13 protein-coding genes are annotated in these 13,043 nt (G+C 64.9%); 10 read left to right on the top strand and 3 right to left on the bottom strand.

All coding sequences use genetic code 11. The features are described from left to right. From CWO91_RS38495 to CWO91_RS38485, 3 genes are all read left to right on the top strand, one after another. Nucleotides 1-793 (top strand): lyase family protein (locus CWO91_RS38495; protein ID WP_245471508.1); only part of this gene is annotated, 793 nt, incomplete at its 5' end. A gap of 24 nt (nucleotides 794-817) precedes the next feature. Then, nucleotides 818-1,600 (top strand): 3-oxoadipate enol-lactonase, encoded by a 783-nt coding sequence (gene pcaD / locus CWO91_RS38490; RefSeq protein ID WP_130220609.1) that lies wholly within the window; start codon nucleotides 818-820, stop codon nucleotides 1,598-1,600. A 111-nt stretch (nucleotides 1,601-1,711) separates the two neighbouring features. Next, entirely contained in the window at nucleotides 1,712-2,104 is a 393-nt protein-coding gene (locus CWO91_RS38485; protein ID WP_130220608.1) for a carboxymuconolactone decarboxylase family protein, read from the top strand. Here the strand turns inward: CWO91_RS38485 and CWO91_RS38480 are convergent. Continuing rightward, a complete protein-coding gene (locus CWO91_RS38480) occupies nucleotides 2,066-2,590 on the bottom strand; it encodes a hypothetical protein (protein ID WP_130220607.1) in 525 nt (174 codons plus the stop codon). The two genes, CWO91_RS38485 and CWO91_RS38480, sit on opposite strands and share 39 nt — an antisense overlap. A 190-nt stretch (nucleotides 2,591-2,780) precedes the next feature. Beyond that, complete coding sequence (locus CWO91_RS43475) at nucleotides 2,781-2,939, bottom strand: hypothetical protein (RefSeq protein WP_165406001.1); 159 nt, start codon at nucleotides 2,937-2,939, stop codon at nucleotides 2,781-2,783. A gap of 278 nt (nucleotides 2,940-3,217) precedes the next feature. Between CWO91_RS43475 and CWO91_RS38470 the strand changes: the two genes are divergently transcribed. The 5 genes from CWO91_RS38470 (at nucleotide 3,218) to CWO91_RS38450 (ending at nucleotide 8,327) form a co-directional block, all read left to right on the top strand. After that, nucleotides 3,218-4,135, top strand: a complete 918-nt coding sequence (locus CWO91_RS38470) for an ABC transporter permease subunit (protein WP_130220606.1) — start codon at nucleotides 3,218-3,220, stop codon at nucleotides 4,133-4,135. A gap of 30 nt (nucleotides 4,136-4,165) precedes the next feature. Beyond that, on the top strand, nucleotides 4,166-5,467 hold the full coding sequence (livM, locus tag CWO91_RS38465) for a high-affinity branched-chain amino acid ABC transporter permease LivM (RefSeq protein ID WP_130220610.1): 1,302 nt from the start codon (nucleotides 4,166-4,168) through the stop codon (nucleotides 5,465-5,467). Continuing rightward, nucleotides 5,464-6,297, top strand: a complete 834-nt coding sequence (locus tag CWO91_RS38460; RefSeq protein ID WP_130220605.1) for an ABC transporter ATP-binding protein — start codon at nucleotides 5,464-5,466, stop codon at nucleotides 6,295-6,297. Before livM ends, CWO91_RS38460 begins: the two co-directional genes overlap by 4 nt. Then, nucleotides 6,294-7,037 (top strand): ABC transporter ATP-binding protein, encoded by a 744-nt coding sequence (locus tag CWO91_RS38455; RefSeq protein WP_130220604.1) that lies wholly within the window; start codon nucleotides 6,294-6,296, stop codon nucleotides 7,035-7,037. The genes CWO91_RS38460 and CWO91_RS38455 overlap by 4 nt, the downstream gene beginning before the upstream one ends. A 171-nt stretch (nucleotides 7,038-7,208) precedes the next feature. Continuing rightward, complete coding sequence (locus tag CWO91_RS38450; RefSeq protein WP_130220603.1) at nucleotides 7,209-8,327, top strand: branched-chain amino acid ABC transporter substrate-binding protein; 1,119 nt, start codon at nucleotides 7,209-7,211, stop codon at nucleotides 8,325-8,327. A 76-nt stretch (nucleotides 8,328-8,403) separates the two neighbouring features. Here the strand turns inward: CWO91_RS38450 and CWO91_RS38445 are convergent, their stop codons facing one another. Further along, nucleotides 8,404-8,787 carry a response regulator gene (locus CWO91_RS38445; RefSeq protein ID WP_128940412.1) on the bottom strand — a complete coding sequence of 128 codons (384 nt, stop codon included), beginning with the start codon at nucleotides 8,785-8,787 and terminating at the stop codon, nucleotides 8,404-8,406. Between the two features lie 213 nt (nucleotides 8,788-9,000). On the opposite strand from CWO91_RS38445, the gene CWO91_RS38440 reads away from it, so the two are divergent. Then, on the top strand, nucleotides 9,001-11,838 hold the full coding sequence (locus CWO91_RS38440) for a PAS domain S-box protein (protein WP_130220602.1): 2,838 nt from the start codon (nucleotides 9,001-9,003) through the stop codon (nucleotides 11,836-11,838). Between the two features lie 58 nt (nucleotides 11,839-11,896). Next, on the top strand, nucleotides 11,897-12,892 hold the full coding sequence (locus tag CWO91_RS38435; RefSeq protein ID WP_130220601.1) for a P1 family peptidase: 996 nt from the start codon (nucleotides 11,897-11,899) through the stop codon (nucleotides 12,890-12,892). Nucleotides 12,893-13,043: the final 151 nt, after the last annotated feature.

The following is a 13,043-nucleotide window of genomic DNA, read 5'->3' as shown; positions in this document are numbered from 1 at the left end:
CGAGGGTCTCGCGCTGCAATTCGGCGGCGCCGCCGGCACGCTCGCCGCGCTCGGCGACAAGGGACTCGCGGTCGCCGAACGGCTGGCGCAGGAGCTGAACCTGCCGCTGCCGGAGGCGCCCTGGCACACCCATCGCGACCGCATCGCGGAAGCCGCCTCCTGCTTTGCAATTCTCGCCGGCAGCTGCGGCAAGATCGCGCGCGACGTCTCGCTGATGATGCAGACCGATGTCGCCGAAGCGTTCGAGCCCGCCGGCGAAGGCCGCGGCGGCTCCTCGACCATGCCGCACAAGCGCAACCCGGTTGCCGCCGCGAGCGCGCTCGGCGCTGCGACCATGGCCCCGCAGCTCGCCGCGACGATTTTTGCCGCGCAGGTGCAGGACCACGAACGCAGTGCCGGCCCCTGGCACGCGGAGTGGCCGACGCTGCCGCAATTGATGCTGGTCACCTCGGGGGCGCTTGCCGCCATCGTCGACATCGCCGAGGGCCTCGACGTCGACGCCGCGCGCATGCGCAGCAATCTCGATGCGACGCACGGCCTGATCATGGCGGAAGCGGTCACCTTTGCGCTGGCAGAGAAGATCGGCAAGAGCGATGCGCATCATCTCGTCGAGGCCGCCAGCAAGCGCGCGGTCGCCGAGAAGAAGCATCTGCGCGAGGTACTGTCGGCTGATTCGCTAATCACTGCTCATCTGCCGCCGGAAAAAATTGCGGCATTGTTCGAGCCGATGGCCTATCAAGGAGCTTCCCAAGCCCTGATCGACCGGCTGCTCGACAGCCTCGACCGCGAATAAGAACCGCAAATACGGAGACGCCGCATGCCCATGATCGATGCCGACGGATGCCTGCTCAACGTCTCCGTCGAGGGCCGCGACGGCGGACCGACCTTGATGCTCTCCAACTCGCTCGGCTGCACGCTGCAAATGTGGGAGCCGCAGATGAAGGCGCTGACGCAGGTGTTCCGCGTCATCAGCTACGACCGCCGCGGCCACGGCAAATCGAACGTCCCGCCCGGTCCCTACACGATGGAGCGCTTCGGCCGCGACGTGCTCGCGATCCTCGACGATCTCAATATCGAGACGGTGCACTGGTGCGGCCTGTCGATGGGCGGCATGGTCGGGCAATGGCTGGGCGCCAACGCGCCGGAACGCTTCGGCAAGATCGTCCTCGCCAACACCTCCTGCTATTATGCCGAGCCGACCAAATGGCTGGAGCGCATCGACGCCGTGAAGAAGGGCGGCATCGCGGCGGTCGCCGATGCCGTGATCGCGGGCTGGCTGACCCAGGACTTCCGCGAGCGCGAGCCCGAGATCACCGCGAAGATGAAGTCGATGCTGCTCGCCTCCCCCGTCGAGGGCTATCTCGCCTGCTGCGAGGCGCTGTCGACGCTGGACCAGCGCGCGCTGCTTCCCAAGATCAAGAGCCCGACGCTGGTGATCGCCGGCCGCCACGACATGGCGACGCCGATCTCGGCAGCCGAACTGATCCGCTCGAGCATTCCCGGCGCCAGCATGACCATCATCGACGCCGCCCACATTTCCAACGTCGAACAGCCGCACGCGTTTACGGACGCGGTCGTGGGGTTCTTGACGCAGCGCTGATCTCACAACGCGTCATTGCGAGGAGCGTAGCGACGAAGCAATCCAGACTGTCTCCGCGGACGCATTTCTGGATTGCTTCGCTACGCTCGCAATGACGAAGGAGGAAACACAATGGACGACCAGAACCGCCGCGATGCCGGCATGAATGTACGCCGAAAGGTGCTGGGCAATACCTGGGTCGACAAGTCGATCGCGGGCCGCAACGCGTTCAACACCGACTTCCAGGACCTGATCACCCGCTATGCCTGGGGCGAGATCTGGACGCGGCCGCATTTCGACGAGCGCACGCGACGGGTGCTGGTGATCGGCACCATGGTCGCGCTCGGGCAATGGGACGAATTCCGCCTGCATGTGCGCGCCGCGCTCGCCGAGGGCGGCTTCACGCCCGACGACATCAAGGAAATCCTGCTGCAGCAGGCGATCTATTGCGGCGTCCCGGCGGCGAACCACGCCGTGAAGGAAGCCTCAGCGATTGTGCAGGAGCTCGGCCTGCTCAAGACCTAGCGGGGCGGTGGTCTCGACAGTCTTTGGCGCCGTCGCCGGCTTCTCGATCACCACCACGATGGCGGCACCGAGCAAGAGCAGGAGCTCGGTGGCGTGCAGCCGGAGCGCGGCCATCTCGCCGACCTTCGAGGCCATCACCATGCTGGCAAACGAGATCAGGCTGCCGATCGCCAGGGCAATGCCGAGCGCCTCGTCGCTGCCGCCATTCTTCCGCGTACGGGGGATGCAGAGCAGCGCGAGATAGATCACGAAGAACGCCACGACGGTCAGCCGGCCCAGGGCCAGCAGCCAAGCGGCCCGCACCGTGCTCATCCCCGTCATCTCGAGATGGTCGCTGAGGAACAGCGCGACCGCGACGCTCGGCCGCTCATAGAGGCCGTGCACCGGTGCCATCATGATGCTGAAGGCGACGAGGGTCCAGGCCGGGACGAAATAGGCCGCCAGCAGCGCGCCGTTGACCGAGCCGATCCGCCAATTCCTGAACATGCCGCTTCCCGCTTGGTTTGCCGAAAGCCCTCAACGGAAGGCAGCGGCTTTGCCGGAGCTAACTCGCATCAGACTGTGGCGGCAATTTAAACCCTTTGTTTACCTTAACTGCCCGGTGGACCGGGGCGCCCCCCAATAAAAAGGCCCCGCCTTACGGCAGGGCCCCTCTTCTCACGCCTGGGCTCCCAAATTACTTGTCCTGGCCCTGTTGCTGACCGGGCCGGTCGCCCTGGCGCATCGGATCCTGCTGTTGCTGTCCGGGTTTCTGCCCGCCGCCCTGCTGCTGAGGCGTGCGCTGGCCGGGGTTCTGACTCTGCTGACCCGGATTCTGGTTCTGCTGCTTCGTCATTCGGGGAACTCCCTTGTTGGACGTCAGAGGCGAGACAACGGCCGCCCTCCATTTTGGTTGCCTAGGAAGCCGGTTCCTCACTGTTCGAGGGAACCGAAGGCGAAAATGACCTCTGTACAAGCCTTGATGTCGAGATCTGGCCAGTTGCAGCCGCCAGTTCCCTCCTGTTACAAAACTGGAAGAACGCTCAAGGGCTGCCGGGACCCGAGAAGAAACTTGAGAATTCTCTCTCTCGAAGAGCTCCCTTTGAGCCGCGTCAGGTTTGGTAACGGCAGTCTATGGATTATTTCGCCCAGCAGCTCATCAATGGTCTCGTCCTGGGCTCGATCTACGGCCTGATCGCGATCGGCTACACGATGGTCTACGGCATCGTCGGCATGATCAACTTCGCGCATGGTGACATCTTCATGATCGGCGGCTTCATTGCGCTGATCACCTTCCTGATCCTGATCTCGTTCGGCCTCACCGCAATCCCGGTGATCCTGCTCGTGGTCCTGCTGGTTTCGATGGCGATCACCGCGCTCTACGGCTGGACCATCGAGCGTATCGCCTACCGGCCGCTGCGCCATTCCTTCCGCCTCGCCCCGATGCTGTCGGCGATTGGCATGTCGTTCGTGCTGACCAACTACTCGCAAGTGGCGCAAGGCGCCCGCGTCAAGCCGATCCCGCCCTTCATCACCGGCGGCTACACGCTGCATGAGAGCCCGGACGGCTTCGTGATCCAGCTTTCCAACATCCAGATCATGGTGGTCATCACCACCATCGTGCTGCTGGCGATCTTCACCTGGCTGGTCTCGCGCACCCGGCTCGGGCGCGACATGCGCGCCTGCGAACAGGACCAGACCATGGCGGCGCTGCTCGGCGTCAACGTCGACCGCACCATCTCCATGACCTTCGTGATCGGCGCCGCACTCGCCGCGGTCGCCGGCCTGATGTACCTGCTCTATTATGGCCTGGTCGACTTCTTCATGGGCTTCGTCGCCGGCATCAAGGCGTTCACCGCGGCCGTGCTCGGCGGCATCGGCTCGCTGCCCGGCGCCATGCTCGGCGGGCTTGCGATCGGTCTGATCGAGACGTTCTGGTCGGCCTATTTCTCGGTCGAGTACAAGGACGTCGCGGCGTTCTCGATCCTGATCGTCGTGCTGATCTTCATGCCGACCGGCCTGCTCGGCCGCCCCGAAGTCGAAAAAGTCTGACGGATCGGCCGCGTGACAGCTCCCTCGACCATGACGGCCAAACCCAGAGCGGGCATCCTCTCCATCCTCAAAACCGCCGTCATCAACGCAGCTGTCGCGCTGGTGCTGTTCTCGCTGATGGTCGGTATCCGCACCGAAGCGGGCTCCTCCGGCCAGCTCACCTATTGGACGCGCCTCGGTGAGCTCGCATCCCTCGTCGGCGTCGTGTTCGGCGGCTCGATCGTAATCGAGCTGCTGCGGCAATGGATCGGTCCGAGCGGCGCCGAGCGGCTGGTGCCGCCGGCAGTGCAAAGCGGAATGTCGTTCGTCGGCCGTTTCCTCGCGCCGGCGCTCCTGATCTTCGCCCTGCTGGTGCCCGTGCTTTTCTATGACCAGCGCTACATCCTCGATCTCGCGATCCTAGTGCTCACCTATGTGATGCTGGGTTGGGGCCTCAACGTCGTGGTCGGCTTAGCCGGCCTGCTCGATCTCGGCTATGTCGCCTTCTATGCGGTGGGCGCCTATTCCTATGCGCTGCTCGCCACCAATTTTGGCTGGTCGTTCTGGATCTGCCTGCCGCTCGCCGGCATTCTCGCCGCCCTCTGGGGCGTGATGCTCGGCTTCCCGGTGCTGCGCCTGCGCGGCGACTATCTCGCCATCGTGACACTGGCCTTCGGCGAGATCATCCGGCTGGTCATCATCAACTGGCAGAGCCTAACGGGCGGGCCGAACGGCGTCTCTAGCATTCCGCGCCCTACCCTCTTCGGCATCCCGCTCGACAGCAGCGACGATGGGCTCGCTGCGAAGCTCGGCATCGAGTATTCGCCGACCCACCGCATCGTCTTCCTGTTCTATGTGATCCTGGCGCTGGCGCTCCTCACCAACTGGGTGACGATCCGCCTGCGCCGCCTGCCGATCGGCCGAGCCTGGGAAGCGCTGCGCGAGGACGAGGTCGCCTGCCGCGCGCTCGGCATCAACACCACGACCACCAAGCTCACGGCATTCGCGACGGGCGCCATGTTCGGCGGCTTCGCCGGCGCGTTCTTCGCCACGCGCCAGGGCTTCATCAGCCCGGAATCCTTCACCTTCCAGGAATCGGCGCTGGTGCTCGCCATCGTCGTGCTCGGCGGCATGGGCTCGCAGCTCGGCGTCGCGCTTGCTGCGCTCGCCATGATTGGCGGCTTCGAGCTGTTCCGCGGCCTCGAAACCTATCGCATGCTGGTGTTCGGCATGGCGATGGTGCTGATCATGATCTGGCGGCCGCGCGGCCTGATCGGCCACCGCGCGCCGACCGTTTATCTGACCAAGGCGCAGGCCATCTCTTCCGATCTCGTCAAGGAAGGGCACGGATGAGCGGCGACAAGATTCTCAGCGTCGACCGGCTCACCATGCGCTTCGGCGGCATCGTCGCGGTGCAGGACCTGTCGCTCTCGGCTGAGCGGAAGAAGATCACCGCACTGATCGGACCGAACGGCGCCGGCAAGACCACCGTCTTCAACTGCATCACCGGCTTCTACAAGCCGAGCGGCGGCACCATCCGCCTGAAGCATGACGACGGCAAGGTGATCGCGCTGGAGCGGCTGAACGATTTCCGCATCGCCAAGCAGGCCAAGGTGGCGCGCACCTTCCAGAACATCCGCCTGTTTCCCGGCATGACCGCGCTGGAGAACCTGATGGTGGCGCAGCACAACGTGTTGATGCGTGCCTCCGGCTTCACCCTGCTCGGCCTCCTCGGCGTTCCCACCTACCGCGACGCCGAAAAGCGCGCGATCGATCTCGCCACCGAGTGGCTCAGGCGGGTCAATCTGCTCGACCGCGCCGACGACGCTGCCGGCAATTTCGCCTATGGCGATCAGCGCCGGCTCGAGATCGCGCGCGCCATGTGTACCGAGCCCGCGCTATTGTGCCTGGACGAACCCGCGGCCGGCCTCAACGCGCGAGAGAGCGCGGCCTTGAGCGAGCTCCTGCTGTCGATCCGCGACGAACTCGGCACCTCGATCCTGCTGATCGAGCACGACATGTCGGTCGTGATGCAGATCTCCGACCACATCGTGGTGATGGACCATGGCGTCAAGATCGCGGAAGGCTCCCCGCGCGAAGTCCGCGACGATCCCAAGGTGATCGCCGCCTATCTCGGCGCCGACGAAGACGAGGCGGTGGCCGTGATGGAGAGCGGGACGTGACGTCGGCACCCACTCCCCTGCTCGCGATCCGCGGTCTTCGCGCCGCTTACGGCAAGATCGAGGCGCTGAAGGGCGTCGATGTCGAGATCAATGCCGGCGAGATCGTTGCCCTGATCGGCGCCAACGGCGCCGGCAAGTCGACGCTGATGATGACGATCTTCGGCAAGCCGCGCGCCCGCGCCGGCCAGATCCTGTACGAAGGTCGCGACATCACCGACGTTCCCACCCACGAGATCGCGCATTTGCGCATCGCGCAATCGCCGGAAGGCCGCCGCATCTTCCCTCGTATGAGCGTTGCGGAAAACCTCCAGATGGGGGCGGATGCCACCGGATGCACCGATGCGGAGCGCGAGGCCACGCTGCAGCGCGTGTTCACGCTGTTTCCGCGGCTGAAGGAACGCTATGCCCAGCGCGGTGGAACCCTGTCCGGCGGCGAGCAGCAGATGCTGGCAATTGGCCGCGCGCTGATGAGCCGCCCCCGCCTGCTCCTGCTCGACGAGCCCTCGCTCGGGCTGGCACCGCTGATCGCCCGTCAGATTTTCGATGCGATCCGCACCCTGAACCGGCAGGACGGCCTGACCGTTCTGATCGTCGAGCAGAACGCCAATCATGCGCTCAAGCTCGCCCATCGCGGCTATGTCATGGTCAATGGGCTGATCACGCTGGCCGGGACCGGCGCCGAGTTGTTGCAGCGCCCCGAGATTCGCGCCGCCTATCTGGAAGGCGGCCGGCACGGCTGACGCCCCCCAAAGGCGACTAAGGGCGAACCACGTACGACCGAATGTGGCGAGATATCTCCGCCCATGCACGTATTTTGCCGGTGACTTCTCGGCAATTTCATTCGAGAATGGGACCGGTTTGGACCGGGCAAGCCCGGCAACTTCCACAGGCGACCACCCGCGAGGTATCTCATGAAATCACTGAAGCTCATCGGTCTGGCATTCGGCGCATCGCTCGCGCTGTCGAGCGCGGCATTCGCGCAGGATGTCACCGTCGCAGTCGCTGGCCCGATGACCGGCGGCGAGTCCGCCTTCGGCCGCCAGATGAAGAACGGCGCCGAGATGGCCGTGACCGACATCAACGCCGCCGGCGGTGTCAACGGCAAGAAGCTGGCGCTGTCCGTCCAGGACGACGCTTGCGATCCGAAGCAGGCGCGCTCGATCGCCGAGAAGATCGCGGGCGCGAAAATCCCGTTCGTGGCGGGGCACTATTGCTCGTCGTCGTCGATCCCCGCCTCTGAAGCCTATGCCGACGGCAACGTGCTCCAGATCACGCCAGCCTCGACCAACCCGCTGTTCACCGAGCGCAAGCTCTGGAACGTGGCGCGCGTCTGCGGCCGCGACGATCAGCAGGGCCTGATCGCCGCGCAGTACATCGCCAAGAACTTCAAGGGCAAGAACATCGCGATCCTCAACGACAAGACCACCTACGGCAAGGGTCTTGCCGACGAGACCAAGAAGGCGCTCAACAAGGCCGGCGTCATCGAGAAGATGTACGAGTCCTATAACAAGGGCGACAAGGACTTCAACGCGATCGTCTCGCGCCTGAAGCGCGACAACATCGACCTCGTCTATGTCGGCGGCTATCATCAGGAGAGCGGCCTGATCCTGCGTCAGATGCGCGATCAGGGCCTCAAGACCGTGCTGATGGCCGGCGACGCGCTCGCCGACAAGGAGTACGCCTCCATCACCGGTCCGGCCGGCGAAGGCACCCTGTTCACCTTCGGCCCTGATCCGCGCAACAAGCCGACGGCGAAGAAGATCGTCGAGGCCTTCAAGGCCAAGGGGATCGATCCCGAGGGCTACACGCTCTACACCTACGCGGCGATGCAGGTCTGGTCGCAGGCCGCCAAGAAGGCCGGCACCACCGACCCCAAGAAGGTCATGGCGGCGATGAAGGCCGGCAAGTGGGACACCGTGATCGGCCCGATCGAGTATGACGCCAAGGGCGACATCAAGCAGATCGACTACGTCGTCTACAAATGGGATGCCAAGGGCGGCTACGCCGAGATCACCGGCAGCGGCACCTAGCCCGCTGGTGTGACCTCAGACCGACAAATCATCATCACGCCCCGGCTTGCCCCGGGGCGTTTCTTCTTACGTGAGGTCAGACGGCTGCCGGCAGCTCGCCGCCCGCCGCGGCCTGGGCCTTTCGCAGGGCTTGCAGGAGATCATTCGGCCGAAACGGCTTTTGCAGGCAGACCACGTCGGCGAGGTGGGGCGATTCCATGAAATCGAGCGTCGTCATTCCGGACACCGCAACGACGGGGAGCGCAGGCGCGCGCTCACGCAGGGTCGCGATGACGTCGACGCCGCTGGTATCACCGAGGAAGATGTCGACGATCGCCGCGTCAAACGAGCTTTCCGCAAAGGCTTTCAGCCCGGCCGCACCGCTTTCGGCCTCTACGACCTCGAAACGATTGACCCGAAGCACGATCGCGACCATCGCGCGGACGTCCTTCTGGTCGTCGATGATCAGAACGCGAGGCATGGGGACAACTTCCGATATTGAGATCAAATTCGCTGATTCAAACCTGGAACCCGCCGGGACGGAGGGGCATTATGACACCACCCAGTAAAGCGCGTCTTACCCCGTTTAAGTAATCTGTAACCTTCGGTTGAGTCGCCATCGGTTCCGTTCACGATCCGCGCCCAGAACCGGCTACCATGAATGGGGCTAACGGCCGAATGAGACGAAGCGGAGATGCTCAAAACCCTGCTCAAAGCTGACCTGCTCAAGACCGACCCGCGAGAGGTGGACGTGCCTGCACCGATCGACCGAAGCACATTTCTTTCGACCCTGCCGGCCACCTCGACCGACCGCAGCGCGGCGTTGACGATTGTCGGCGTGTCCTCGATCCTGTTCGCAGCGGCCGTGCCCTTCGCGGGTACCCCGCTCCTGCCCGTCCCCGCCTTCGTCGCGAGTTATCAATCGGCGCTCGCCGTGAGCGACATCGTCACGGCAGTGCTGCTGCTGTCGCAATTTGCAGTCTTGCGGACCCGCGCCTTGCTGTGGCTCGCGACCGGTTATCTCTTCACCGCCGCGGCGGCGCTGGTCCATGCCCTCACCTTCCCCGGCCTGTTCACACCGACCGGGCTCTTCGGCGCGGGCCGGCAGACCACGGTCTGGCTTTACATGATCTGGCACTGCGTCTTCCCGCTGTGCGTGCTGGGCTACGCCTGGCTGAAGGAAAGGGACGGAGGCCCCCGGGTTCGGGGAGCGACGAGCAGTGCGATCTGTGCCAGCGTGCTCGGCGTCATCGCCGCGATGGCCGTCTTCACCTGGATCGTCACCGTGCAGCACGATCTGTTACCGGTCCTGCTACGCGACGGCCGCTACACGCCGACCATGATCGGCGTCGTGTCCTTCGTGTGGTCGCTGAGCTTTGCCGCGCTCGTCTCGCTTTGGTTCCGCAGGCCGCATTCGGTGATCGACGTCTGGCTCATGGTCGTCATGTGCGCCTGGCTGTTCGACATCGCGCTGTCGGCGATCGTCAACGTCGCGCGCTTCGATCTCGGCTTCTATGCCGGCCGGCTCTATGGCCTCGCCGCGGCGAGCTTCGTGCTTGCGGTGCTCCTCATCGAGAATGTCCGCCTTCAGGCGCACACGGTGGGCCTCGTCGGCAGGTTGCGCCAGCAATCGGCTTCGGAACGCGACTATTACGGCAAGCGCCTCGCCCTGTATGGCGCGGTGGTCGAGTCCTCCAACGACGCCATCATCACGAAAACGCTCGACGGCATCATCACCGGCTGGAACAAGGCCGCCGAACATCTGTTCGGCTATTCCGCTGCGGAGGCGGTCGGCAAGCCGATCGACATCATCGTGCCGCCGGATCTCAAGGGCGAAGTCAGGAGCATCCTCAACCGGATCGCCAGCAACGAATCGATCGCCCAGCACGAGACGATCCGCATCCGAAAAGACGGACGCCCGCTCGACGTCGTCCTGAATGTCTCCCCTTTGCGCACAGATCATGGCGAGATCATCGGCGCCTCCAAGATCGCCCATGACATTACCGAAGAGAAGCAGGCGAGAGAGAAGCTGCGCCGCGAGATCGAAGAACGCCAGCGCATTTTCGAGACATCGCAGGACCTGATCCTGGTCACCGACGGCTATGGCAATTTCGTCCAGATCAGCCCGAGCGTGAAGAACATCCTCGGCTACAGCCCCGAGGACATGGTCGGGCACAGCGCGACCGAGTTCATCCATCCCGACGATCTCGAGAACACGCGGAGCGAGATGCGCGCGGCCCGGCGCGGCGCGGTCAAGCGCAGTTTCGAGGCGCGCTACTACCACTACGACGGTCACGAGGTCACGCTGAACTGGATGGGCACCTGGTCGGAGCCGGTGAAGCGCCACTTCTTCATCGGCCGCGACCTCACCGACAAGCAGGCCGCCGAAGCCCAGCTCCGGCAGGTCCAGAAGATGGACTCCATCGGCCAGTTGACCGGCGGCGTCGCCCACGACTTCAACAACGTGCTGACCGTCATCACGGGCACGATCGGCATTCTCAGCGACGCCGTCGCCGACCGGCCCGAGCTTGCCGCCATCACCAAGTTGATCGACGATGCCGCCGAGCGGGGCGCGCAGCTGACCAAGCACCTGCTTGCCTTCGCGCGCAAGCAGCCGCTGCAGCCGCGCGAGATCGACGTCAACGCACTGGTGCTCGAAGCCGCCAAGCTGTTGCATCCCACGCTCGGCGAGCAGATCACGATCGTGCCGCAGCTCACCGAGGATGCCTGGCCGACGCTGGTCGACCCGGGCCAGCTCTCCACCGCGATCCTCAATCTGGCATTGAACGCGCGCGACGCCATGCCCGACGGCGGCACCTTGGTGCTGGAGACGCGCAACATCTTCCTCGACGACGGCTATGCCAGCATGAACCCTGACATGGTCGCCGGCAGCTACGTGATGATTGCGGTCAGCGACACCGGCAGCGGAATTCCGGCGGACCTGATCGACCGTGTGTTCGATCCCTTCTTCACCACCAAGGAGGTCGGCAAGGGCACCGGCCTGGGCCTGAGCATGGTGTTCGGCTTCGTCAAGCAGTCTGGCGGCCACATCAAGATCTACAGCGAGGAAGGCCACGGCACGAGCGTGAAGATCTACCTGCCGCGCTCGACCGGGGTTCAGGAGACCGAATTCGAAGCGTTCCTGAATGCGCCCATCACCGGCGGCAACGAGAAGATCCTGATCGTCGAAGATGACGCGCTGGTGCGGCAATATGTTGTGACGCAGGTCAAGAGCCTCGGCTATACCGCGCTCGAGGCCGCCAACGGCGCCGAGGCCCTCACCATCATCGACAGCGACAAGACCATTGACCTGCTCTTCACCGACATCATCATGCCCGGCAACATGAATGGCCGCCAGCTTGCCGACGAAGCGCACAGGCGCCGCCCCGACCTGAAGACGCTGTTCACCTCGGGCTACACCGAGAACGCCATCGTCCATCACGGCCGGCTGGATTCCGGCGTACTGCTGCTGGCCAAGCCCTACCGCAAGTCCGAGCTCGCCAAGATGCTCAGGGCGGCCCTCGCCAGTTGAGCCTGCGACGTCTCTGCGCTATCGCAGATGCGAACTCCTCTCAGCTCACGAGGCCAGTTTGAAAAATCTCCTCACCGACATCGCCGGCGTCCGCGTCGGCCATGCCGAAGACGCAAAAGTCGCCTCGGGCGCGACCGCGGTTATCTTCGATTCTCCGGCGGTCGCCGCCATCGACGTTCGCGGCGGCGGCCCCGGCACGCGCGAGGACGCATTGCTCGATCTTGCCAACACCGTCGAGCGCGTCGACGCCATCGCGCTGTCGGGCGGCTCCGCCTTTGGCCTCGATACCGGCGGCGGCGTGCAGGCCTGGCTCGCCGAGCAGGGCCGCGGCTACCGGGTTCGCGAAGCGCTGATCCCGATCGTGCCGGGCGCGATCCTGTTCGACCTCCTCAACGGTGGCGACAAGGCCTGGGGACGCTTCTCGCCCTATCGCGACCTCGGCTACGCCGCGGCAGCCGCCGCCGGCACGGACTTCGCGCTCGGCAGCGTCGGCGCCGGCCTCGGTGCCACCACCGCGACGTTCAAGGGCGGGCTCGGCTCGGCCTCGGCGGTGACGCCTGATGGCGTCAAGGTCGCGGCGATCGTCGCGGTCAACGCTGTGGGCAGCGTCACCGTCGGCGACGGACCGTGGTTCTGGGCGGCGCCGTTCGAGGTGGACGGCGAATTCGGCGGACGCGGCCTGCCGGACAAATTCACCGACGACATGCTCCGCATGCGCATCAAGGGCGGTCCCGCGGCGAGCGCGCGCGAGAACACCACTATCGGCGCCATCGTCACCGATGCGGTGCTGACCAAACCCCAGGCCAAGCGGCTGGCGATGATCGCGCATACCGGCTTTGCCCGCGCGATCTATCCGGTCCATGCGCCGACCGACGGCGACGTGCTGTTCGCCGCCGCGACCTGCGCGAAGCCGATCGAGCCGCTGGTCGGCCTCACCGAGCTTGGCACAATCGCTGCCAACGTGGTCGCACGCGCGATCGCGCGTGGCGTCTACAGCGCGGCGGCCTTGCCCTTCGCGGGCGCTCAGCCGGCTTGGAGGGACCAGTTCGGCTAGAAACGAAACGGAATTAGGTTGGATCGATTGCCGCGGGCTCGCGCACCTCTCCCGCTTGCGGGAGAGGTCGGCGCGAAGCGCCGGGTGAGGGCTCTCTCCACTAGGCGATTGTCCCATTGCGAAAGCACCCTCTCCCCAACCCTCTCCCGCA

This window comes from Bradyrhizobium genosp. SA-3, assembly GCF_004212635.1.
GTDB lineage: Bacteria > Pseudomonadota > Alphaproteobacteria > Rhizobiales > Xanthobacteraceae > Bradyrhizobium.
Note: the sequence above shows the minus strand (reverse complement) of the source record. Positions and strands in the feature narration are given on the sequence as shown.

What these genes read in the sequence shown, in the direction of transcription:
- pcaD (WP_130220609.1), top strand. Translation starts at nt 818, where the DNA reads ATGCCCATGATCGATGCCGACGGATGCCTGCTCAACGTCTCCGTCGAG.
- CWO91_RS38485 (WP_130220608.1), top strand. Translation starts at nt 1,712, where the DNA reads ATGGACGACCAGAACCGCCGCGATGCCGGCATGAATGTACGCCGAAAG.
- CWO91_RS38480 (WP_130220607.1), bottom strand. Translation starts at nt 2,590, where the DNA reads ATGTTCAGGAATTGGCGGATCGGCTCGGTCAACGGCGCGCTGCTGGCG.
- CWO91_RS43475 (WP_165406001.1), bottom strand. Translation starts at nt 2,939, where the DNA reads ATGACGAAGCAGCAGAACCAGAATCCGGGTCAGCAGAGTCAGAACCCC.
- CWO91_RS38470 (WP_130220606.1), top strand. Translation starts at nt 3,218, where the DNA reads ATGGATTATTTCGCCCAGCAGCTCATCAATGGTCTCGTCCTGGGCTCG.
- livM (WP_130220610.1), top strand. Translation starts at nt 4,166, where the DNA reads ATGACGGCCAAACCCAGAGCGGGCATCCTCTCCATCCTCAAAACCGCC.
- CWO91_RS38460 (WP_130220605.1), top strand. Translation starts at nt 5,464, where the DNA reads ATGAGCGGCGACAAGATTCTCAGCGTCGACCGGCTCACCATGCGCTTC.
- CWO91_RS38450 (WP_130220603.1), top strand. Translation starts at nt 7,209, where the DNA reads ATGAAATCACTGAAGCTCATCGGTCTGGCATTCGGCGCATCGCTCGCG.
- CWO91_RS38445 (WP_128940412.1), bottom strand. Translation starts at nt 8,787, where the DNA reads ATGCCTCGCGTTCTGATCATCGACGACCAGAAGGACGTCCGCGCGATG.
- CWO91_RS38440 (WP_130220602.1), top strand. Translation starts at nt 9,001, where the DNA reads ATGCTCAAAACCCTGCTCAAAGCTGACCTGCTCAAGACCGACCCGCGA.